Here is a 20209-nt window from a genome sequence, read left to right as displayed (position 1 = left end):
CCGAACGCCATATAGCCTGAAAGCAGCAAAGGATTATTGCTGCGCCAGCAACAATATCGCGATTCTGGAAAATCTCTTTTCGCCATAGCACGCTGAAAAACCCGCCAGGGGCGCGCCCTGCCAGCCATCGGGTTGCCATTTTTCAGTAACCTATTACCCTTTTTAATAGGTACTCACTCAATAAAATTCCACGATTGCCGATATATCCCTCATAAATCGCCAGGTGATGTGACCTGTTCCAGACGCGGGGAGAGAGAATGCAACGGCTCATGGCTTTGATGGTTCTGGCTTTAACCGGCTGCTCGGTTGGCCACTATGAGTACAGTAAAGAAGCGGAAAAGCGGGTTGATATGACCGTGACCGGTATCCCTACCGTGCTGGGTCTGGGCACGCTGGGTACCACCATACCGCTCACCCCGGAATACAGCCTGACCGCGGCACACGTGGCGAAGTTTTCGCTCTATCGCATTAAAGCCTGGCATCCTGAATGCGATCTGGCGGTGGTCTATCATAAGAACAGTGAAATGAATCTGCCTCCCAGCTTTCGCAATAGTCACATCGGTGACAAGGTGAATCTCTACGGCTATAGCTTTATTTCGGCGATGCCGGTGAGTTCCAGCGGGCAGAACCTGATTAATACCACGCTGGCGAACAGCTGGAACAAATCAGATTGCGTAGTGGTGGCGGCGAACGCGGGCGTGGTGAAAGGCATGTCAGGTGGCGCGGTCTATAACGCCTCTGACGATACGCTGGCTGGGGTGATTGTGGGTTACAGCAGCCGTATCAATGACAACACAAGCGGCAAAACCCTCTATAAGGATGTCGCGCTCTATGTGCCCTATGCACGGTTTGAAACCTGGCTGCATCAGGCGATTAAATCCTGAGGAGATAATCGCCTTTGGCAGCAGGCATGTTAAGTAGGGATGGAAGTCAGTTATAACTCTGTCACAATAAAGGTGGCAGAAGCGGTAAAGAGACCCGTCGTGATGCTGGTGGCAGGCACTGAGGGGTTTCTCAACAGACTGAAAACCAGGTTGGTGGGTAGTGATGAGCCTCCCCCCGGGACTTCCACAGTAAAAGAGTCATTCGCCTTCAGAATCGTGCCATTCTCGGTGATTGCGACCCCCAGCGCGCTGTTACTGGTAAAGATTTGCGAGTCCGACCAGGCGACGGGGTTCATACTCAGTTTTACCGAAAAATTATGTGCAGTGGTGCCCGTACAGTTAATCGTCAGGCTTTTCGTTACGTCGTGTTTGGTTGCGCCTTCCACCCAACCAATATCGGAACGTTCAATCTCGCCAAAGGCCACATCAATACTCGGTGTCGAAACGCTACAAGTGTCTATGGCTGAACGGTTGATAGGCGCATCACACTGTACGGCCCCTGCCGGAAAACTGGACGACGATCCCCATAATGCCCATTTTCCGCCAGTGGCACCCGTGGCTGATCCGCCCATGATGCTAAAGCAGAGTCCCTTATAAATATTTCCATTCCAGGTGGGTTCTAATGTACCCGCGTTAATGCTGGAGACGATCGTTCCCGTCAGCTTATTGGACCAGGGCATATTCTGGAATGCCGTTGCAAATGGTCCCCAACTCCAGATACCACTTCCCGCTGCTTTCTCAAAAATCGGCCCGACTAATTTTGTACAGCTGGTATCTGAAGAGCAGTTGGCAAGATATATTTGCATCCAGTTGAGTGCAAAGGGCGTTGCAGTAGCATCATGGGCATTGCTTATCTTTTCCATTACGAAAGAGGCACCCGGGCCGCAGCTGCCTTTAGTATCGACGCCATCACAACGTACGACAAAATCATAGGCGCTGACATTAGCGCTCCACAACCAGAGCATCAAACCCGCCAGCAATAATTTTGGTAAAAACAAGCAGCCTGTTTTTCTTAACTTCATCATTATTTCTCTCATATAGCTTATTGCCGCGGGAATCGGCATGGCTATTCATTAATTATTGAATTCAGCCTTACTGAACCCTGAACCCGATAAACTTTACCTACCCTGGAATAACCATCTATTCATAATTAAGTGTAAAATTAGCGGTGGCGTTAAATTCACCTCTGACAATGGTGTGATTCTGAATTGCACTGGGCCGTGCCTGTACGTAAGCCATTAATGTCAGTTCGGTGGTACCGGCAGTGAGCGCAAAAACCGGGGTCGGCTGATTAAAAGGCAATATTTTACCTTCTATGTCTTCCATACCAATGGCAACACCACTCGCGCTGCCGGTTACGGCTAACATATCGTTCAGTTCACTGTCAGCTGTCCCCGTAAAGGTCAGCGAGACCGTGGACCCCAGCGAGAGATCACACTCCAGTAAACGCACAACAAAGGGCTTACTGTGCACCCGCTGGTTGATATAAAAATATTTATCAACGATCTCACCAAAATCGACTTCAATATTTTGCGTGGTCGGATCCAGTTCACAGGGGTCAGCGACAAGATTGCCAGAGAACTGCAAGTTATTGGTTACTGCACTGGCGCTCAGATGAATAAAAAACAATGAGAAAATAAACAGCATCGACAACGTTGCTATTAGCTGCTGAAAAACCGGCTTTTTAAATTTTGACATTATTCATACTCCGCCAGTAACGTTGCCGTCGCGGTAAAAGCGCCTTCGCTTAATGACGCGCCTGACGTAACGGGTACCGCCTGAAGCACAGGTGGTTTGTTATAATCGATAACAAAAGACTGATTAATTACTACCGCCGTACCATTTTGCAGCAGTTCTATACCTAATCCATCAACACTGGTGGTAATAGCACCCTTGTCATAAGTGGTCTGCGTGCCTGCCAGCGTCATTTTCAGATTTGCCGTTTCATCAGGATCTTCACACTCAAGGGTGTAATCAATGGTCTTAATATAATTTTTACCATCGATTTTATTGACACCCACATTGCCGAAATCAATGGCGATAATACCATCATTATTGATATAGCAGGGCTTGCGCTTCAGTGTGCCATGAATGGTCACGTTAACGGTATCCCCTGTCTGAGTGGCATATGTCTCAGCAGCAAAAGAGAGTGGGATTGTAAAAAATTGCAGTACTATTACCCCGAGCAGTGGTCTTAGCAGCGTATATAGCCGGGTGCTCATCATCATTCATCCTTATTGATAATCCACTTTCAGCGTTGCCGATGCATTAAATTCCTGCCCGTTAGTAAAAGACGCGCCGCTGTTTTTAACCAGCACGACATCCAGCGAAGGCGGAGAGGCCGCATCAATAGTGAACCGGGTATTGGGACTCACCTGGGTATTATTCTGTAATAACTTAACGCCCAGACCGGTAACATCGGTGGTTAACAGCGTGCTGTCAAAGGAGGATTGATCGCCCACCCACTCCATGTAGACAGTTTTACCGTCCGCATCGCCTTCACAACTCAGCGTGTAATCCACCGGTTTTTTGTAGGTATCACCAATGATTTGGCTGATATAGACGTCGCCGAATTCGATCTCGATAGTTTTGTCGCTGCCGAAAGTACAGGATGCGGTCGCAATCACCGTGCCACTGATAGTAATAGGGACGGGATCAATCGTAATGGCACCCTGGGCACACAAGGGGTAGATCACCATGCAGCCCAACAGCGTGAAACTGTTCTTCAGGAATGCTCGTACGCCAGAAACTCCGGGCTTTTCTGTGCTGTATTTTGCAGGCATATCATTACCCTCAGTCATAATTCAGGCGAAAACTAACCGTCGCGGCAAAAGCACCTGCCACTAGCGGCGCTGAGGTTCGCTCAGGCACGACATACCAGGTCAGCACATCATGATAAGGCGCCACAAAAACGGGCTCACTGCGATAGCCCAGCCGCACATTGCGATGCTGGCTGTCGAGCAGACGTAATCCCACACCCTGTGCGCCATCCACTTTCACCAGTTCAGGCGAATAGCGATCCGCGGGCGCCACAAACGAGACTGACACCACCGGTTGTTTGCTGTCCCACACGGTTCCGCCTTTAATCGCATCCCGCAGACGACCACCGGTCAACAAACAATCACGCAGGATTAACTGAAAAGGTACCGGCTCTCCGCGCTGATCGGCGGCAGTAAAATCACCGGTCACTAAGTTACCAAGATCAATCTGCTGCCAGGCACTCTGCATCTCAAGCCGACACGCTCCCTGCGTTAACGAGCCAGTGACATGGAGCACTCCCGTCTCGCCATCAACCTGGCTAAAGTCTTTCGCCCAGGCGGAAGATGCGCTCAGCAGTGAACAAAGAATGAAGAGACCAGCGGTAATACCAGAGCCTCTCAGTACTTTTTGGGAGACATATTTTTTTGTAGAACAAGAAGCTGCGATATCCATATGCTATTCCTGGTTTTTTATTAACAACGCTTATCCTGCGCGGCATTAACCTTCTTTATATTGGCTTACGGTACACTCGGCACCGCCGCAGCGGAAGATGAGCTTCGGCCGACCACCATAGTCGTTAATGAATGTAATCTCAGGAGCATTGCCCATTCTTTCTGCGCTGACCGGCAGCACGGTGCTACTCTGCGGCGAAATCATCACTGGTTTTAATTCAGCAATATCTTTATTCGCAACGCTGGCGGTTACTAATGTGAAGAAATAAGGCGTTTTGTTATTCACCCGATATTTCCCGTTCTCGCGGGTCAGGGTGATGTTGTCCTTAAATGTGTTGATCATATCTGTTGAAGACTTGACTAACGCATGCGGACGGTAAAAGAGTTTCACCCGGGTTTGCAGCGCAATCTGTAAAGTATTGGGCTTATCGCTGCGCGGTGGGATCTCCCGCAGGTTAAAGTAGAAAAGTGTCTCTTTGTCCTGCGCCAGCAGGTTAATCGCTGGAAGTGACTGAACCTTTATCTGGCTTTTGGCCATAGGTTCAACCCGCTGCAAAGGCGGCAGCAGAATCAACGGCGACTCAATTTTATTGCCCTGCGCATCTTCAATCCATCCCTGAGCCAGATAGGGCAGTTCTTTATTTTTATTACTGATATTCAGACTTATTGATTTGCTGCCACCATCAAAAATGACGCGCGTACGATCTAAGGCAATCGCAGCACTGGCCTGCTGAACTAAAAAACTGCCAAAAAACAATCCAACAAATACAGACGGTAAAAATTTCAGTTTCATTACGAATCTCACTTAATATTGCCAGAGAAAAGTCTACTTTCCTGATACTTTTTCGCAGGGTAAAAGCAGTCCGCTGGTTAATGGTGGCAAAGGTGTCGGCAACGTGATGCTGCAATTAATTTTTTCGTTCCATTTGACATTCATTTTTTCACCGGCGTTTATGCCGGTCAGCCATACGCTACCATCATCACTGATAATACCGGTCTGATACCCGCGACTGTTTTCAACCACTGCACCAAATGGAGGTGATGAGCCATCCACTAATTTAATTACAGCCATGGCCTTTTCACCCGCGACAACACCGAGTTTACGATAACCAATCGCCCCTTCGGTCAGCGAACTCTGAACGACGGAACGCGGTGCATCGACATTGTCAGAGAGCTTGTCGAGATCGACACGGACGCTGCTGCGGTAATAGTTATTTAAATCACCGATAACTGCTTTACCAAAAATGTTACTACGACTGACGCCGCCATTCCCCACCAGAGGGACGTCTGCCACCCCATCGGTATCGAGCATCATACGGGTTGCGCCTACCGTGCTGACACGATGTAGTGCCACACCTTTCGCTGTTGCAGTCATCCCACCCTGTAGTGACATACCAATGGCGCTATACTGGCTGGAGTTATAGCTGGCGTTAGCGGTCATACTGGTTAAATCACCATCCCGGGTATAAAAACCGCTTACGTTAGAATGGCCGCCGGAGTCCATACCCGCGCTCACCTGGTAGTTACTGTTACTATCGATACGGTCATTCAGGCTGACAGAATGTGAAGAGCCACTTTTATAATACTGGCCATCATAGTTCACCGATCCTGAGTTACCCCACGGGACGCTTATTGTCATATAAGCACCATCATCGTGAGTATTGTTATAAACCGAACGAAAAGCTGTCAGGTTGAAGCTAAGGTTTTTCAACCGCATAAAGTCGAAATATTTAGCCAGTGAAAACGTATAGTTATCATTTGCTGGCCGGTCCCAATAGGTCTGATGGCTGTAATTTAAATAGCTGCTCAGCCCCAGTGACTCAAATTGCTTGTTAACGGTAATGGTATAAAGTTCTTTACCTTGGCCATAATTTGCCCCTCTGTAACGCAATTCGAGGTACTGACTCATGCTTAAATAATTGCGTTCCGAGAAGCGATAACCGGCAAACGTCACCTGGCTATTGATTTCCTCAAAACGCTTTGAGTAGCTGAGCTTATAGGACTCACCCGTTTTGTTTCCCTGCTTTGGCAGGCGGGCACGTGACTGTGTGGCGTCAAAAGAGAGCGCACCAAACGCCAGTAAGTCCCGTCCTATACCGCCGGAAAACGCATTATAATTACCGCCCAGGATTGCGCCGCCATACAGTGACCAGCCGTTATTCACACCCCAGGAAAATTCGCCATTGGCAAAACCTGGACCGCGGGTTTGCCGCAGATAGTCTGATGGCTGACCCACCGCCATTTTATAACGCACCAGGCCCGGTCGGGTCAGGTAAGGAATGTTTGCCGTGTTAACCTGAAAGGTCCGAACGCTCCCATCCTGCTCCCTGATTTGTACATCGAGGGCACCGGATACCGCTGAACTCAGATCCTGGATGCGGAAAGGCCCTGCGGGCACCTGGGTTTCATACAGTACCCGCCCCTGTTGCATGACCGTCACTTTAGCATCGGTTTTGGCAACACCGCTGACTTCAGGCGCATAACCACGCAGGTTGGGTGGCAACATGCTGTCATCCGATATCAGACTCGCCCCGATAAAACGAAAGCTGTCGAAGATATCTGAATAGAGATAGTTTTCGCCCAGGGTCAGCTTGGCGCGAAGCGCACCTATCGCGCGATACATATAGTAGCGACTCATGCGCAAACTATGCTGCGAAGGTTGCGGAACACCGGTTACATGGTAGTAATTTCCCTGCCAGTCACCGCGTAATCGCCAGGGACCGGCGTTCATTCCCACAACACCATTACCGCTGACGTTTTGTTCATTCTTATTATCATCAGCCCGGGTGTTGTTACGCGCATTGATGTTATAGTCGAGTATGACGCCAGGGATGCCCTCATCCCAGCGTGAAGGTGGATCCCAGTTATCCGCAATATATTCGATATAAGCCTGAGGAATGGAGACATCCAGTATATTATCGGCCAGATTGCCTGTGGCCTTTGAGCCAGGCAACGAGGAGAGGTCAATACAGGTCCCATCTTTCTGCCAGACCAGCTGGCTCTTCATTTTATCTTTCAGGCCGATTTGTTCTGCAATATCTGCGGTGATACAAGGTTCACTTCCTTTTGGATCGTCAACTGGTGCACGGAAAACCACGTCTACTTCATTTAATTCGTGGTGGTTAACGCGCAGCTTCATATGATACTTTCCCGGCATAACATAACCGGCACGGGCAAAGTGACTCAGGTCAATATGCTGGCGATCTTTCACATCCAGAACGTCAGTATTGAACTGAATATCCTGTGAATCAGAACCCTCTGAAGCGTTAGCAAAATAACTCCCGCTTAACGCAAATAAAATACTGATGAACAGAGGTCTTAATTGACATCTCATATACCGCGAACCGGTTTTTTTACGTTTTCCATTCATCAGTAATAATCCATTTTAAATCTGATGGTACTCTGGTAATTTCCCGGCCGTACCGCTTTTTGATTTGCCTTTAAACGCAGGTTGAAGCCCAGGTCCATGCTGTCTGGCTCCAGCGCATATTCAGGCATAACTTTACCAGGCGCTGCGATATTTCCGGCTTTATCAGTAATTTCAATACCTACGCCGCTGGCTTCTCCTTCAACGCCGAAGAGACCGTTCCCCGTCACTTTCCCATCAAAAGTTATTGCGAATGTCGACCAGTCATTACCGTCTTTTAAGGAGCGTTGCAGCAAACAGTTCGATAAATTAATCGTGAAGGGTTTCGATGGCCCTACCCCATCACTGATAATGGTACTGACAGGAAGAGCTGAAAGATCAACGCTTTGATAGCGACTACCTGATGCAATTGCGCACGGCGTATCCATGATTGAACCTTGCACATGAACAGTTCCGTGTCCCTGATCGGCTGCGCTGGCAGACGAAACCAGGCTTAACACAGCCAGGGGAATTAAATAGACGAGAAAAAATCTCATTTTATTATTACCCGGTGCTAGAAATGCAAACGTCGCTTTAGAGGAAAAGAAACAGGCGTGTTACCGCCTGTTTCTTAGGGGTACTGTTACTCGTACGCCAGGGTGAAGTTTGCGGTGCTGGTGAATGCGCCGGCAACAATTGGGTAAGTAGAGTTATCAGCGGCACCCTGCAGGTAAGCAGAGTACTGCAACTCAGCTTCTTTAGAATCGCTGCTGAAGGTGTATGCTAAAGAAGGGGTACCAAATTTGATATTGGCGCTGTTATCATCAGTGATAGCAACAGCTGCACCTGAAGCGGTACCAGCGATAGCCAGCAGAGTAGAGGTGGTATCAAAGGTGGCTGCTTTACCGGTGAAGGTTGCAGTTACAGTCTTTTTAGTCAGGCTGGATACGTCGCAATCTTCCAGTTTGATGCTGAAAGGTTTAGGAGTAGATTTACCGCCTGCTTTCAGCGCTGAGCTTGAAACCTGGCCCAGGTCAACAGTCTGCTCAACGGTATCCGCAGTGATTGAGCAAGGTGCATCAATGATTTCGCCAGTAAAGTGAACAGTACCGCTGCCCTGACCTGCTGCTAATGCGCTGCCGCTTGCCAGTGCCATACCCAGAACCACAGCCAGTTGAATCTTTTTCATTTATATCATCCTTAAATTAAATTGTTTGCTCGAGGCAAACTGCTCGTCGTTACATAAAAGGCTGACCCATTTATCTTTGGATCATACTTTCTATATTCAGTATGAAGGTAAGGGGCCTTGTATACATATCTATACCTTTCCTTACCTTCTTGCTAACGGCGGCATTTATACCCTCCTGCTGAAAATATTCAAAACAGATTTCATATAGGAATTATCCAGATGGAAAAACCTGAATTAAACACCACATAGTCAAATGAGGATAAAGCAGCGCTCTCGCCCTATTTCCATTCGATTGGAATGTTAACCAGTTATTAAATTAACCATGTTTCTTTTTAAGATATTTCGCGCCGCCAGAATGAGATTTTTTTGAAAAATTCTGCACAGCCCCCTAAATAATCCTTATGGACAGTGCTTATACCGCAGGTGAATTTGGCTTATTGGGCAGTCCTGATCAGAAAATAGTGGCAACTCAGCGCCACAAAGGACGCCTATCCATTTTCAAAATTCATCCAACAGCGAGGAATAGTATAAAACCAGGCTGTTAAACCTGCTAAAAAAGACCATTAATTAATACTTTGTTGATTAACCCACGATTAACCCGCTAAAACCTGCCCTTTAGTAATCATTTGCTGAATGAAGTTAATTTTTATAATGAGAGATAGCTGTAAATATCATTCATCCTATTATGACACGCAATAGATACCAGAATAATAATTAGCATGCAATACATCCAGCAGTACCTGATTGCCTGGGTTTGTGGTGCCGTAAAACCTGCGGAGTCGCGATAGTTCTGCCGGAGTCATGCCATCACCAAACCTGAGCCTATTTGCAGGGGGACGTTGCAGCAAAAACCCTTCAACTGCCCCGATGCACCCGACCCCGACGTCGTTCAGTCAGGATTAGCCTGTTGCGGTGTAATCAGAAGACGGCGTTTTAACTGATGGCGGAGGAGAAACATGAAGCTGACAGGCAGCCAGCTGCTATCGACCGGGCTGAAGTACGTGAAGCGACTATGCCGCTGTGATTAAAAACTTCAGGCTACGCTGTGCTACTGGAGAAGTTACGCAGTGCCAGATGGGAGCTGGCTGGATAGGACATGCCCATGCGGAAGATTACCGGGTGGAAGTTATCGACATCGGAGATATAAAGGCGGGAAGCCAGACCTGAACAAACTACGCTTTGAGCCTGTCGCCCGGCATAAGGATAACCAGACTGGTTCTGTCACCACTCTGGTTATCCGGCTTATGCTGAACGTAAGCGCTTACCACATGGGTTAGATAGCAGCGCTCTCGCCATGCACCTCATCGCTTTCCGCGTAGAAATAGTTGATGGTTTTATAAAAATCCAGACTATTTTTACACTGCCACTTGGACATAATCTTTCTCTTCAGATAGCTGACATTCTTCTCGGTACATTGAAAATAACGCGCAATTTTTTTGTTTGATATGCCGCTATATACCAGATAACAGTACCGCCTTTCTTTGGCTGTCAGACAAAGGCTGTTGTTAGCATTAACCCTGCTCTGGCTGATATCTGAAGCGACCACCTCACTGAGTAATGCGTTAATGTCCGCTAAACTGAGATTACCCGGAACCATTTTTATCTGCTCCATACCCGCAAAGATATGTAATGTTTCATACATGTGAGCGGGTACGATAGCAATGCTGTATCTCTTTTTGGTTTTATAACTGGCATCGATTTGCATCAATTCTACCAGATTTACCTGTCTGATTGTAAAACGACTCTTTTTCCCCGAAAAACCTTCTCTTATTATTTCACGAAGCCCATTATGCAAAAAATGATTTTTACCAATAATGAAAATTTCATTACTCATCATAACTATCCCTGTAAATCATTTATTATTATGATTAAAAATATGAGGTATGAAATAGACTATTCAACCTTAATGCGCGGGGTATCGTATAACTATTATATTTTATTTTATTGCGCAAAAAATGCTGTTAACAAAGCAACATTAATTGTCAAAATAGAATTGTTATTTTTATTTTCAGGAATAATCGTCATACAGGGAATGAGCAAGGGATGAGAATTATCAGCTTAAATCATACGGTTAAATGCAAAGCCAGCTTACTCATAAATCCGGCCTTAACCTCTATAGAACATTTTCTATAACCTGTGCCATTAAATAGCAATTTAATTTTAGCGATATAATTGCGCTGACACCATGAAAATAGATTTGATTCCATCAAAATATTATCACAAAACAGGAAGCTGGTTGACCAAATGAGCCTGTTTTTATCATCCCTGCGTACAATATTTCGCCAGTTAATTATCAACTCCCAGCCAGCAGGATGATTTTACGGCTACAAACTCCGGTTTTACGCATTAATAATACGATGGGAATAACTGATTTTTAATAAACGAATTCTGAAATGTTTTATATGCCTGCGCTGCGGGCTTTGTAGCTTTTATTGCAGAGCCTTTTCAATGACGCAGATCTATCAGCAACTGTTTTTCTGACGCGATATTTTGACGGGAATCAACAATATTATCCTGCTGATAAACCCACAGAGCGGAACTGAGAGGGGATAGAGTGCTGTACACAATAAAAAAACTGCACCCTACTCAGTCCGTTAAAGACCTTTGGGGTGCAGCTTATACCTGAACCGGTCCGGCTTATTTACTGCCAGGACGCAGTGCCGGGAACAGAATCACATCGCGGATGGTGTGGCTGTTGGTAAACAGCATTACCATACGGTCGATACCGATGCCCAGGCCAGCGGTTGGCGGCAGGCCATGTTCCAGCGCAGTGACGTAATCTTCATCGTAGAACATCGCTTCGTCGTCACCCGCATCTTTGGCATTCACCTGTTGCAGGAAACGCTCCGCCTGATCTTCCGCATCGTTCAGCTCCGAGAAGCCGTTACCGATTTCACGGCCACCAATGAAGAACTCAAAGCGGTCGGTGATTTCCGGGTTCTGATCGTTACGACGCGCTAGCGGCGAGACCTCCGCCGGATATTCGGTGATAAAGGTCGGCTGAATCAGGTTCGCTTCCGCTGTCTCTTCGAAGATCTCAGTGACAACGCGGCCCAGGCCCCAGCTCTTCTCAACTTTAATATGCAGGGATTGAGCAATCGCCACTGCTTTATCAAAGTCTTCCAGATCGGCCAGATCGGTTTCCGGGCGATATTTCTTGATCGCTTCACGCATGGTCAGTTTTTCAAACGGCTTACCGAAGTCAAACTGCTGCTCACCGTAAGGCACCACCGTACTGCCCAGCACATCCTGCGCCAGCGTGCGGAACAGGCTTTCAGTCAGCTCGATCAGATCTTTGTAATCCGCATAGGCCATATAGAGTTCCATCATGGTGAACTCTGGGTTATGGCGTGGCGAAATACCTTCGTTGCGGAAGTTACGGTTGATCTCGAACACGCGATCAAAACCACCTACCACCAGACGCTTCAGATAGAGTTCTGGCGCAATACGCAGATACATATCAATATCCAGCGCATTGTGATGGGTGATGAACGGACGCGCCGACGCGCCGCCCGGGATCACCTGCATCATCGGGGTTTCCACTTCCATAAAGTCACGGCCTACCATGAACTGGCGGATACCGGCCATAATCTGTGAGCGGATTGTAAAAGTCTTGCGCGATTCTTCGTTGGCGATCAGATCAAGATAACGCTGACGGTAACGGGTTTCCTGATCGGCCAGACCGTGGAACTTGTCCGGCAGCGGACGCAGCGCTTTGGTCAGCAGGCGCAGTTCTGAACAGTGAATCGACAGTTCGCCGGTTTTGGTTCGGAACAGTTTGCCACGCGCGCCGAGAATATCGCCGAGGTCCCACTTCTTGAACTGCTCGTTGTAGATGCCTTCCGCCAGGTCATCACGCGAGACGTAAAGCTGAATCTGGCCACCCACATCCTGTAAGGTCACGAATGAGGCTTTACCCATAATGCGGCGGGTCATCATGCGGCCGGCGACGCTGACTTCAATGCCCAGCGCTTCCAGCTCTTCATTGCTCTTGTCGTCATAGCTGGCGTGCAGCTGGTTCGAGAGGCTGTCACGACGGAAATCGTTAGGAAACGCCACGCCATTGGCACGCAGCGCGCTCAGCTTCTCGCGGCGCGTTTTCAGTTCGTTATTTAACTCAACGGCGGCGTCAGCGCTCTGCGGTTGTTGTTCAGACATGTCGGTTCCTTATAACCCTGCTTTTAAACTAGCTTCAATGAATCGATCCAGATCGCCGTCCAGCACCGCCTGGGTGTTACGTGTTTCTACGCCGGTGCGCAGATCTTTGATGCGCGCATCATCGAGAACGTAAGAACGGATCTGACTTCCCCAGCCAATGTCGGACTTATTGTCCTCCAGCGCCTGCTTCTCAGCATTTTTCTTTTGCATCTCAAGCTCGTACAGCTTCGCCTTCATCTGCTTCATCGCCTGGTCTTTGTTCTTGTGCTGAGAACGATCATTCTGACACTGGGTCACGGTGCCGGTTGGAATGTGGGTAATACGTACCGCAGATTCTGTCCGGTTAACGTGCTGACCGCCCGCGCCCGATGCACGGTAGACGTCAATGCGCAGATCGGCCGGGTTGATGTCGATGTCAATATCGTCATCCACTTCCGGGTAGATAAAGGCAGAGCTGAAGGAGGTGTGACGACGACCGCCGGAGTCAAACGGGCTTTTACGCACCAGGCGATGCACGCCGGTTTCAGTGCGCAGCCAGCCAAAGGCGTAGTCGCCTGACACGCGAATGGTCACCGATTTAATGCCAGCGACTTCGCCTTCAGACTCTTCGATAATTTCGGTTTTGAAGCCTTTGGCTTCGGCCCAACGCAGATACATACGCATCAGCATGCTGGCCCAGTCCTGCGCTTCGGTGCCGCCGGAACCCGCCTGGAGATCGATATAGCAGTCGGCGCTGTCATACTCGCCAGAGAACATGCGGCGGAATTCCAGTTCGCCCAGTTTGCCCTCCAGGACATCCAGCTCGGCGACCGCTTCGTTGAAGGTCTCTTCGTCTTCTGCTTCTACCGCCAGCTCCAGCAGCCCCTGCACATCTTCAAGGCCCTGCGACATCTGATCCAGCGTTTCAACGATCGCTTCCAGTGAGGAGCGCTCTTTGCCCAGCGCCTGGGCGCGTTCAGGTTCGTTCCAGACATCCGGCTGTTCCAGCTCGGCGTTTACTTCTTCGAGGCGTTCTTTCTTGGCATCGTAGTCAAAGATACCCCCGAAGAACGTCGCTGCGCTCACTGAGGTCCTGAATACGGTTTTTGACCGGGTTAATTTCAAACATGGCTTTAGCGTCTTTTTTACGTTCGATGGGATAGGAAAATTAACGCACAAGTTTACCCGAAACTGGCGGCAGATTGTAGCGCTGAGACAGCGGGCTGATGCCGGGCTTGCATGACGTGTCGCATTAGCCTCTTGCCCGACAGGTTAACGCAGGGGACCAGCAGGCTGACGCGCGTCAGCCTGTTTAACTCAGTTCAGTGGCCAGATATGGTCGATAATCAGCTGCACCGAGCGATTACCACGATACTCATTAATATCGAGTTTATAGGCCAGCTCAACCTGGCGCACGCTGCTATCGGGCCATAAAGTGGTATCGACATTAAAGGCGATACCGTCAATCAGCGGCCCGCCGCCCAGCGGTTCAACCATCACTTTAAGATGCCGTTCGCCCACCAGCCGCTGTTGCAGCAGTCTGAATTTGCCGTCAAACGCCGGTTCCGGGAAAGCCTGTCCCCAGGGACCCGCTTCCCGCAGCATTTCAGCGGTCTGCAAAGAGAACTCCTGCGGCTGTAACGCGCCATCAGACCAGATGATGCCCTGCAACGACTCGCCATCCAGCCACTCACCGATCAGATCGGCAAAGCGCTGGCGGAACTCCTCATAGCGCGCGGTCTCCAGCGACAGACCCGCCGCCATCGCGTGGCCGCCAAACTTCAGCATCAGCCCCGGATTGAGCGTATCGAGCCGCTCCAGCGCATCACGCAGATGCAGGCCGGCAATCGAGCGGCCCGACCCTTTCAGCGTGCCGTCTCCGGCGGGGGCGAAAGCGATGACCGGACGATGGAAGCGCTCTTTCAGCCGTGAGGCGAGGATCCCCACTACACCCTGATGCCATTCGGGGTGATAGAAAGCCAGTCCGAGCGGCAGATCGCGCTGCTCACGCTCCAGCGCCTGACAGAGCGCCAGCGCCTCGCTCTGCATGCCCTGCTCTATCTCTTTGCGCGTCTGGTTCAGTGCGTCGAGTTCACTGGCTAACATCCGCGCCTGGCTGAGGTCGTCGGTCATTAACAGCGCCACGCCCACTGACATATCGTCGAGCCGGCCTGCCGCATTGAGGCGTGGTCCCAGCGCAAAACCGAGATCGCTGGCCGCCAGCTGACGCGCGTCACGATTGGCGATCTCCAGCAGCGCGCGAATGCCTGGCCGGCACTTACCGGCGCGGATACGGCTCAGCCCCTGCCACACCAGAATGCGGTTATTGACGTCGAGCGGCACCACATCGGCAACCGTGCCGAGCGCCACCAGATCCAGCATCTCCGCCAGATTGGGTTCGCTGCGGGTGGCACCAAACCAGCCCTGGGTACGCAGGTAGGCACGCAGCGCCAGCATCAGATAAAAAGCGACCCCGACGCCCGCCAGCGCCCGCGAGGGAAAATTACAGTCCGGCAGATTGGGGTTAACAATCGCCTCGGCAGCGGGCAGGGTTTCACCGGGCAGATGGTGGTCGGTGATCAGTACCGGAATCCCGTGCTGATGCGCGCACTCCACGCCAGCGTGGGAGGAGATGCCGTTATCGACCGTCAGGATCATCGCGGCACCACGCGCCCGCGCCTGCTCAACCACTTCCGGGCTGAGGCCGTACCCATCTTCGAAGCGGTTAGGCACCAGATACTGTACGTTGCCGCCGCCCATGCTGCGCAGCGCCATCACCGTCAGCGCGGTACTGGTGGCGCCATCGGCATCAAAGTCACCGACCACCATAATGCGGCGGCCATCCAGCAGCGCCTGATGTAACAGCGCCACCGCGCTGTCGATCCCGCTTAGCGACTGAAACGGCAGCAGATTTTTTGCGCCGCGCTCAAGCTCAGCCGCATCGCTGACGCCGCGTTGCAGATAGAGGCGTTTCAGCAGCGGCGGCAGCGTCGCCGGTAACGCATCTTTCACCGTCACCTCACGGCGACGGAGTTCTACATCCTGTTTTACCACCGATTAACCACCACGCTTCTGATTGTCCAGCACCTGTTTCAGCTCCTGCGGTGCCTGATAACCTGGGATCATCATGCCAGTGTCAGTCAGCATCGCGGGCGTGCCCTGAATGCCGAACAGCACACCCAGTTTGTAGTGCTGAGCAATATCGATTTTGCAGCTGTCCGGCGCGGCCATCTTCGGCGTGTCGCCTTTCATCGCCGCATCAAAGGCTTTGTTACGGTCGGCGCTGCACCAGATCGCTTTCATCGCCGGTTCAATCTGACCATTTAAACCTTCGCGCGGGAACGCCAGGTAGCGCACGGTGATGCCAAGGGCGTTGTAATCGGCCATCTGCTCGTGCAGCTTGTGGCAGTAGCCACAGGTGATGTCGGTAAAGACCGTCACCACATGCTGCTCTTTCGGCGCTTTATAGATGATCATTTCCGGCACCAGCGCCTCGACTTTTTTGTCCAGCAACTGGTTCGTGACGTTAACCGGCTGCTTACCGCTGACGTCATACAGCGGTCCCTGGATCATATGCTTGCCGTCATCGGTCACGTAGAGCACGCCGCTTTCCGACAGCACGGTTTTAAAGCCTGGCAGCGGGGATGGGCTGATCTCTGTCTGGTTCAGACCGAGCTTTTTCAGGGATTGCTGAATGGCGCTCTCATCGGCCTGTGCCAGACCGGAAAAGGCGCTGGCTAACAGCGCCAGCATGGCAAAATGCTTGTTCATCTTTATCCTTATCGCCGCGGATTATGCTCGCGGATGGTGTTGTTGATGCAACTGACGCAGACGCTCGGTAGCGACGTGCGTATAAATCTGGGTGGTGGAGAGATCGCTGTGGCCCAGCAACATCTGTACGACACGCAGATCGGCCCCGTGGTTCAGCAGATGGGTCGCAAAGGCATGTCGCATCACATGGGGTGATAACTTTTCACTGTCGATGCCCGCCAGCGTGGCGTAATGCTTGATACGATGCCAGAAGGTCTGGCGCGTCATCTGCTGTGCCCGATTGCTGGGAAACATCACGTCAATCGTCTGACCGTTGAGCAGCCAGGGACGACCATGCTCCATATATTGCTCCAGCCAGTAAACCGCTTCTTCACCTAACGGCACCAGCCGCTCTTTATCCCCTTTACCGATCACCCGCACCACGCCCTGACGCAGGCTGATGTCGCTGAGGGTCAGGCCGGTGAGTTCAGAGACGCGCAGCCCGGTGGCGTAGAGCAGTTCCAGCATCGCTTTATCGCGTAGTTCCAGCGGGATATTGACATCCGGGGCCTGAAGCAGCCGCTCGACCTGCGCTTCCGTGAGATCTTTTGGCAGGCGCTGCGGCAGTTTGGGCGCAGCAAGTAATGCGCTGGGATCGTCCGGGCGCAGCTTTTCGCGATAAAGATACTGGAACAGCCGACGCATGGCGCTGAGCAGCCGCGCAGAGCTGGTCGCCTTGTAGCCTCCCTCCAGTCGCTCCGCCAGAAACTGCTGTAGATCCAGCGGCGTTACGCTCAGCAGCGTCAGCTTATGCTGCGTCAGCCAGCCGGTCAGCGTCTGGAGATCCTGGCGATAGGAGGAGAGAGTGTTCTGCGCCAGATTACGTTCAATCCAGAGCGCATCAAGAAACTGGTCGGTCAGTTCGCTGTCCTGCACGTTATCTCCGCCGTTCGGTGTAAAAACATGCTCATTATGCCTGATTCAGCAGCGCTTCTGGTACAATTGCGCCAAAGTCAGTATTTACAGAGTGTTATCTGCATGAAAATCGGTCTTTTTTACGGTTCCAGTACCTGTTACACCGAAATCGTAGCGGAGAAAATTCGCGATTTTATTGGCGAAGAGTTAGTCACCCTGCATAACGTCAAAGATGACGACCCGCGCCTGATGGAGCAGTACGATTTGCTGATCATGGGCATCCCGACCTGGGATTTCGGTGAGTTGCAGGAGGACTGGGAAGCGATCTGGCCACAGTTGTCGACCCTCAATCTGCGCAACAAGATTGTGGCGCTCTACGGCATGGGCGACCAGATTGGCTATGGTGAATGGTTCCTGGATGCGCTCGGTATGCTGCATGATCTGTTGCAGCCGATGGGCGTGCGTTTTGTCGGCTACTGGCCGCTGGAAGGGTATGAATTCACCAGCCCGAAACCGCTCAGCGCCGATGGCACGCAGTTTGTCGGCCTGGCGCTGGATGATGTGAACCAGTTCGAGGTGACTGACGAGCGGGTGGAGCAGTGGTGTGAGCAGGTGCTGACCGAAACCGCCGACCTGCTTTAACCGGCCAGCATGCTTCGTCAGCCGTTAATCCCGCGCCCTGCTGAAACAGCAGGCGCGTAACGCACGCCATTCGCCCGGCTGCATATTGTCATGCATCAGCCACCAGCGCAGCGTCGCCCCCTGTTCATTTTTCGCCACCAGCAGCACGCCAATCGGCAGCCAGCGCAGTGGCTGGAGGGGTCGCCAGCGCTTTCCCTGCCAGATCCAGCAGTGGGCGCTCTCCCGCTGCAACAGGCCGTGTCGCTGCCTTAGCCGCCGATAATTACAGCCGCCTTCCGCCAGCAGCAGCAGAATAATGCCCCCTTTTATCAGCCCGCCGCTCAGCGGCAGCAGCAGCACGCCCGTCATCGCGGCCACCAGCCAGGCGTACTGTAATCCGCGCGCCAGGCGGGAGGGCCGCAGCTTACATTGCCACCGGACCGCGTTCATGGTTACGCTGCTGGATCAGACGCACCATCCGCTTCAGCTCAGGATCGGCTGGCTCGCCGTGGTTCATCAGCCAGTTAAACAGGTCGGGATCGTCGCTTTTCAGCAGGGCAATAAAGAGCTGCTTATCGCTGTCGCTCAGCGTGTCATACTCATATTTGAAGAACGGCATAATAGCGATATCCAGTTCCAGCATGCCACGGCGGCAGGCCCACTGAATTCGTGATTTATCATCAATATCCATACGTCAGTTTCCACAATTCACAACGTGGCGACTAGTGTAACCTGGTTTAACGCGGCTCGCAGGCAGAGCATCGCGGGCTGTGCAACGTGCCGCATTTCCGGCAGGATGTTTGCAGGGGTATCACGCCTTTTGTGCGCCGTTTTCGGTAAACAGGTTGCATTGGCAGTCGGCTCTTTTAACATTGATGACATTGTTTCGGATGAACCTTCATATACAGGATACCTCCATGCCCACTTTTACTTTACCGCCGCGCCAGCCTGCCGCGTCGTCACGTCTGCCGTTAACCCTGATGTCACTGGATAACTGGGCGCTGGTTTCCGTTACCGGTGCCGACAGCACCGCCTATTTACAGGGTCAGTTAACCCTGGATGTCGCGGCGCTGGATGCGGACCATCACGCGCCTGCCGCCCACTGTGATGCCAAAGGCAAGATGTGGAGCACGCTGCGCCTGTTCCATCGCGGCGAAGGCTACGCCTATCTGATTCGTCGCGCCCTGCGCGACAGCCAGCTGGCCGAGTTAAAGAAATACGCGGTGTTCTCCAAAGTGACCATGACGGCCGATGATGAGTCGGTGGTGCTGGGCGTCGCCGGATTCCAGGCACGCGCCGCGCTGGCGAATCTGTTTGAGAACCTGCCCGACAGTGAGAAGCCGGTAGTGCAGCAGGGCGAAACCACGCTGCTGTGGTTTGCCCATCCCGCGGAACGGTTCCTGATGGTCACTTCGCCAGCGCAGGCGGAAACGCTGAAGCAGCAGCTCACTGAGGATGCGCAGTTCAACGATGGTCAGCAGTGGCTGGCGCTGGATATTGAAGCCGGTATTCCGGTAATCGAGCCAGCCACCAGTTTGCAGTTTATTCCGCAGGCGACCAACCTACAGGCGCTGGACGGCATCAGCTTTAAAAAGGGCTGCTATGCCGGTCAGGAGATGGTGGCGCGGGCAAAATATCGCGGTGCCAATAAACGCGCGCTTTACTGGCTGGCGGGTCAGGCCAGCCATCTGCCAGAGGCCAACGGCCCGCTGGAGTTGCAGATGGGTGAACGCTGGCGTCGTACCGGCAGCGTGCTGGCCGCCGTTCAGTTAGATGACGGCATCAGCTGGATTCAGGTGGTGATGAATAATGACCTGGAGCCAGATAGCGTGCTGCGCGTCGAAGGGGATGAAGGCGGCCACCTGACTATTCAGCCACTGCCCTACTCGCTGGCAGAGGAGTAATTTATCGCTGCGCCCTTCCCGCCGGGGAAGGG

Annotated in this window: 20 protein-coding genes; 3 read left to right on the top strand and 17 right to left on the bottom strand. The window is 51.6% G+C overall.

Going from position 1 to position 20209, the window contains the following annotated elements:
- The first annotated feature begins 257 nt into the window (after positions 1-257).
- Complete coding sequence (locus ACCW71_RS05810; RefSeq protein ID WP_436370130.1) at positions 258-884, top strand: serine protease; 627 nt, start codon at positions 258-260, stop codon at positions 882-884.
- A 50-nt stretch (positions 885-934) separates the two neighbouring features.
- Here the strand turns inward: ACCW71_RS05810 and ACCW71_RS05805 are convergent, their stop codons facing one another.
- The 15 genes from ACCW71_RS05805 to xerD all read right to left on the bottom strand — a co-directional run bounded on the left by ACCW71_RS05805 (position 935) and on the right by xerD (position 17673).
- Entirely contained in the window at positions 935-1909 is a 975-nt protein-coding gene (locus ACCW71_RS05805) for a fimbrial protein (protein WP_436370129.1), read from the bottom strand.
- A 115-nt stretch (positions 1910-2024) separates the two neighbouring features.
- A complete protein-coding gene (locus ACCW71_RS05800; RefSeq protein WP_436370128.1) occupies positions 2025-2582 on the bottom strand; it encodes a fimbrial protein in 558 nt (185 codons plus the stop codon).
- Positions 2582-3109: a fimbrial protein gene (locus ACCW71_RS05795; protein ID WP_436370127.1), complete on the bottom strand. Its 528-nt coding sequence runs from the start codon at positions 3107-3109 to the stop codon at positions 2582-2584. The genes ACCW71_RS05800 and ACCW71_RS05795 overlap by 1 nt, the downstream gene beginning before the upstream one ends.
- Positions 3110-3118: 9 nt before the next feature.
- A complete protein-coding gene (locus tag ACCW71_RS05790) occupies positions 3119-3667 on the bottom strand; it encodes a fimbrial protein (protein ID WP_436370126.1) in 549 nt (182 codons plus the stop codon).
- A 10-nt stretch (positions 3668-3677) separates the two neighbouring features.
- A complete protein-coding gene (locus ACCW71_RS05785) occupies positions 3678-4316 on the bottom strand; it encodes a fimbrial protein (protein WP_436370125.1) in 639 nt (212 codons plus the stop codon).
- A 45-nt stretch (positions 4317-4361) separates the two neighbouring features.
- The gene (locus ACCW71_RS05780) at positions 4362-5108 is read right to left on the bottom strand and encodes a fimbria/pilus periplasmic chaperone (protein ID WP_436370124.1); all 747 of its coding nucleotides are present in this window, start codon (positions 5106-5108) and stop codon (positions 4362-4364) included.
- 33 nt (positions 5109-5141) lie between these two features.
- Positions 5142-7685: an outer membrane usher protein gene (locus ACCW71_RS05775; RefSeq protein WP_436370123.1), complete on the bottom strand. Its 2544-nt coding sequence runs from the start codon at positions 7683-7685 to the stop codon at positions 5142-5144.
- Positions 7685-8218, bottom strand: coding sequence for a fimbrial protein (locus ACCW71_RS05770; RefSeq protein WP_436370122.1), 534 nt, complete (start codon positions 8216-8218; stop codon positions 7685-7687). The genes ACCW71_RS05775 and ACCW71_RS05770 overlap by 1 nt, the downstream gene beginning before the upstream one ends.
- A gap of 86 nt (positions 8219-8304) precedes the next feature.
- Complete coding sequence (locus ACCW71_RS05765) at positions 8305-8850, bottom strand: fimbrial protein (protein ID WP_436370121.1); 546 nt, start codon at positions 8848-8850, stop codon at positions 8305-8307.
- Between the two features lie 1273 nt (positions 8851-10123).
- Positions 10124-10687, bottom strand: coding sequence for a helix-turn-helix transcriptional regulator (locus ACCW71_RS05760; RefSeq protein WP_436370120.1), 564 nt, complete (start codon positions 10685-10687; stop codon positions 10124-10126).
- 800 nt (positions 10688-11487) lie between these two features.
- Positions 11488-13008 (bottom strand): lysine--tRNA ligase, encoded by a 1521-nt coding sequence (lysS, locus tag ACCW71_RS05755; protein ID WP_436370119.1) that lies wholly within the window; start codon positions 13006-13008, stop codon positions 11488-11490.
- A 9-nt stretch (positions 13009-13017) separates the two neighbouring features.
- Positions 13018-14116, bottom strand: a protein-coding gene (gene prfB, locus ACCW71_RS05750; RefSeq protein ID WP_436370118.1) for a peptide chain release factor 2 whose coding sequence is annotated in 2 segments (ribosomal slippage) — positions 13018-14040 and positions 14042-14116 — 1098 coding nt in all. Because the reading frame shifts where the segments join, the coding sequence is not laid out codon by codon here.
- A gap of 188 nt (positions 14117-14304) precedes the next feature.
- A complete protein-coding gene (recJ, locus tag ACCW71_RS05745) occupies positions 14305-16041 on the bottom strand; it encodes a single-stranded-DNA-specific exonuclease RecJ (protein WP_436370117.1) in 1737 nt (578 codons plus the stop codon).
- A 3-nt stretch (positions 16042-16044) separates the two neighbouring features.
- Positions 16045-16758: a bifunctional protein-disulfide isomerase/oxidoreductase DsbC gene (dsbC, locus tag ACCW71_RS05740; RefSeq protein ID WP_436370116.1), complete on the bottom strand. Its 714-nt coding sequence runs from the start codon at positions 16756-16758 to the stop codon at positions 16045-16047.
- 21 nt (positions 16759-16779) lie between these two features.
- The gene (gene xerD, locus ACCW71_RS05735) at positions 16780-17673 is read right to left on the bottom strand and encodes a site-specific tyrosine recombinase XerD (RefSeq protein ID WP_436370115.1); all 894 of its coding nucleotides are present in this window, start codon (positions 17671-17673) and stop codon (positions 16780-16782) included.
- 102 nt (positions 17674-17775) lie between these two features.
- Between xerD and fldB the strand changes: the two genes are divergently transcribed.
- Entirely contained in the window at positions 17776-18294 is a 519-nt protein-coding gene (gene fldB / locus ACCW71_RS05730) for a flavodoxin FldB (RefSeq protein ID WP_436370114.1), read from the top strand.
- A gap of 24 nt (positions 18295-18318) precedes the next feature.
- Here fldB and ACCW71_RS05725 read toward each other — a convergent pair whose 3' ends face one another.
- Together ACCW71_RS05725 and sdhE are read right to left on the bottom strand one after the other, a co-directional pair.
- The gene (locus ACCW71_RS05725; protein ID WP_436370113.1) at positions 18319-18723 is read right to left on the bottom strand and encodes a protein YgfX; all 405 of its coding nucleotides are present in this window, start codon (positions 18721-18723) and stop codon (positions 18319-18321) included.
- A complete protein-coding gene (gene sdhE / locus ACCW71_RS05720) occupies positions 18698-18964 on the bottom strand; it encodes an FAD assembly factor SdhE (protein WP_436370112.1) in 267 nt (88 codons plus the stop codon). The genes ACCW71_RS05725 and sdhE overlap by 26 nt, the downstream gene beginning before the upstream one ends.
- A gap of 226 nt (positions 18965-19190) precedes the next feature.
- Here sdhE and ygfZ point away from each other — a divergent pair, with 226 nt between their 5' ends.
- Entirely contained in the window at positions 19191-20177 is a 987-nt protein-coding gene (ygfZ, locus tag ACCW71_RS05715) for a tRNA-modifying protein YgfZ (protein WP_436370111.1), read from the top strand.
- Positions 20178-20209: the final 32 nt, after the last annotated feature.

This window comes from Pantoea sp. C2G6 (assembly GCF_051336815.1).
Classification (GTDB): Bacteria; Pseudomonadota; Gammaproteobacteria; order Enterobacterales; family Enterobacteriaceae; genus Pantoea.
Note: the sequence above shows the minus strand (reverse complement) of the source record. Positions and strands in the feature narration are given on the sequence as shown.

Bases quoted from the DNA above. Each gene is read 5' to 3' on its own strand.
- ACCW71_RS05800 (WP_436370128.1), bottom strand. From the start codon at position 2,582: ATGTCAAAATTTAAAAAGCCGGTTTTTCAGCAGCTAATAGCAACGTTG.
- sdhE (WP_436370112.1), bottom strand. From the start codon at position 18,964: ATGGATATTGATGATAAATCACGAATTCAGTGGGCCTGCCGCCGTGGC.
- ACCW71_RS05725 (WP_436370113.1), bottom strand. From the start codon at position 18,723: ATGAACGCGGTCCGGTGGCAATGTAAGCTGCGGCCCTCCCGCCTGGCG.
- ACCW71_RS05795 (WP_436370127.1), bottom strand. From the start codon at position 3,109: ATGATGAGCACCCGGCTATATACGCTGCTAAGACCACTGCTCGGGGTA.
- ACCW71_RS05775 (WP_436370123.1), bottom strand. From the start codon at position 7,685: ATGAATGGAAAACGTAAAAAAACCGGTTCGCGGTATATGAGATGTCAA.
- ACCW71_RS05790 (WP_436370126.1), bottom strand. From the start codon at position 3,667: ATGCCTGCAAAATACAGCACAGAAAAGCCCGGAGTTTCTGGCGTACGA.
- ACCW71_RS05770 (WP_436370122.1), bottom strand. From the start codon at position 8,218: ATGAGATTTTTTCTCGTCTATTTAATTCCCCTGGCTGTGTTAAGCCTG.
- lysS (WP_436370119.1), bottom strand. From the start codon at position 13,008: ATGTCTGAACAACAACCGCAGAGCGCTGACGCCGCCGTTGAGTTAAAT.
- ygfZ (WP_436370111.1), top strand. From the start codon at position 19,191: ATGCCCACTTTTACTTTACCGCCGCGCCAGCCTGCCGCGTCGTCACGT.
- ACCW71_RS05805 (WP_436370129.1), bottom strand. From the start codon at position 1,909: ATGATGAAGTTAAGAAAAACAGGCTGCTTGTTTTTACCAAAATTATTG.
- ACCW71_RS05785 (WP_436370125.1), bottom strand. From the start codon at position 4,316: ATGGATATCGCAGCTTCTTGTTCTACAAAAAAATATGTCTCCCAAAAA.
- dsbC (WP_436370116.1), bottom strand. From the start codon at position 16,758: ATGAACAAGCATTTTGCCATGCTGGCGCTGTTAGCCAGCGCCTTTTCC.
- ACCW71_RS05760 (WP_436370120.1), bottom strand. From the start codon at position 10,687: ATGATGAGTAATGAAATTTTCATTATTGGTAAAAATCATTTTTTGCAT.
- fldB (WP_436370114.1), top strand. From the start codon at position 17,776: ATGAAAATCGGTCTTTTTTACGGTTCCAGTACCTGTTACACCGAAATC.
- ACCW71_RS05810 (WP_436370130.1), top strand. From the start codon at position 258: ATGCAACGGCTCATGGCTTTGATGGTTCTGGCTTTAACCGGCTGCTCG.
- ACCW71_RS05765 (WP_436370121.1), bottom strand. From the start codon at position 8,850: ATGAAAAAGATTCAACTGGCTGTGGTTCTGGGTATGGCACTGGCAAGC.
- ACCW71_RS05780 (WP_436370124.1), bottom strand. From the start codon at position 5,108: ATGAAACTGAAATTTTTACCGTCTGTATTTGTTGGATTGTTTTTTGGC.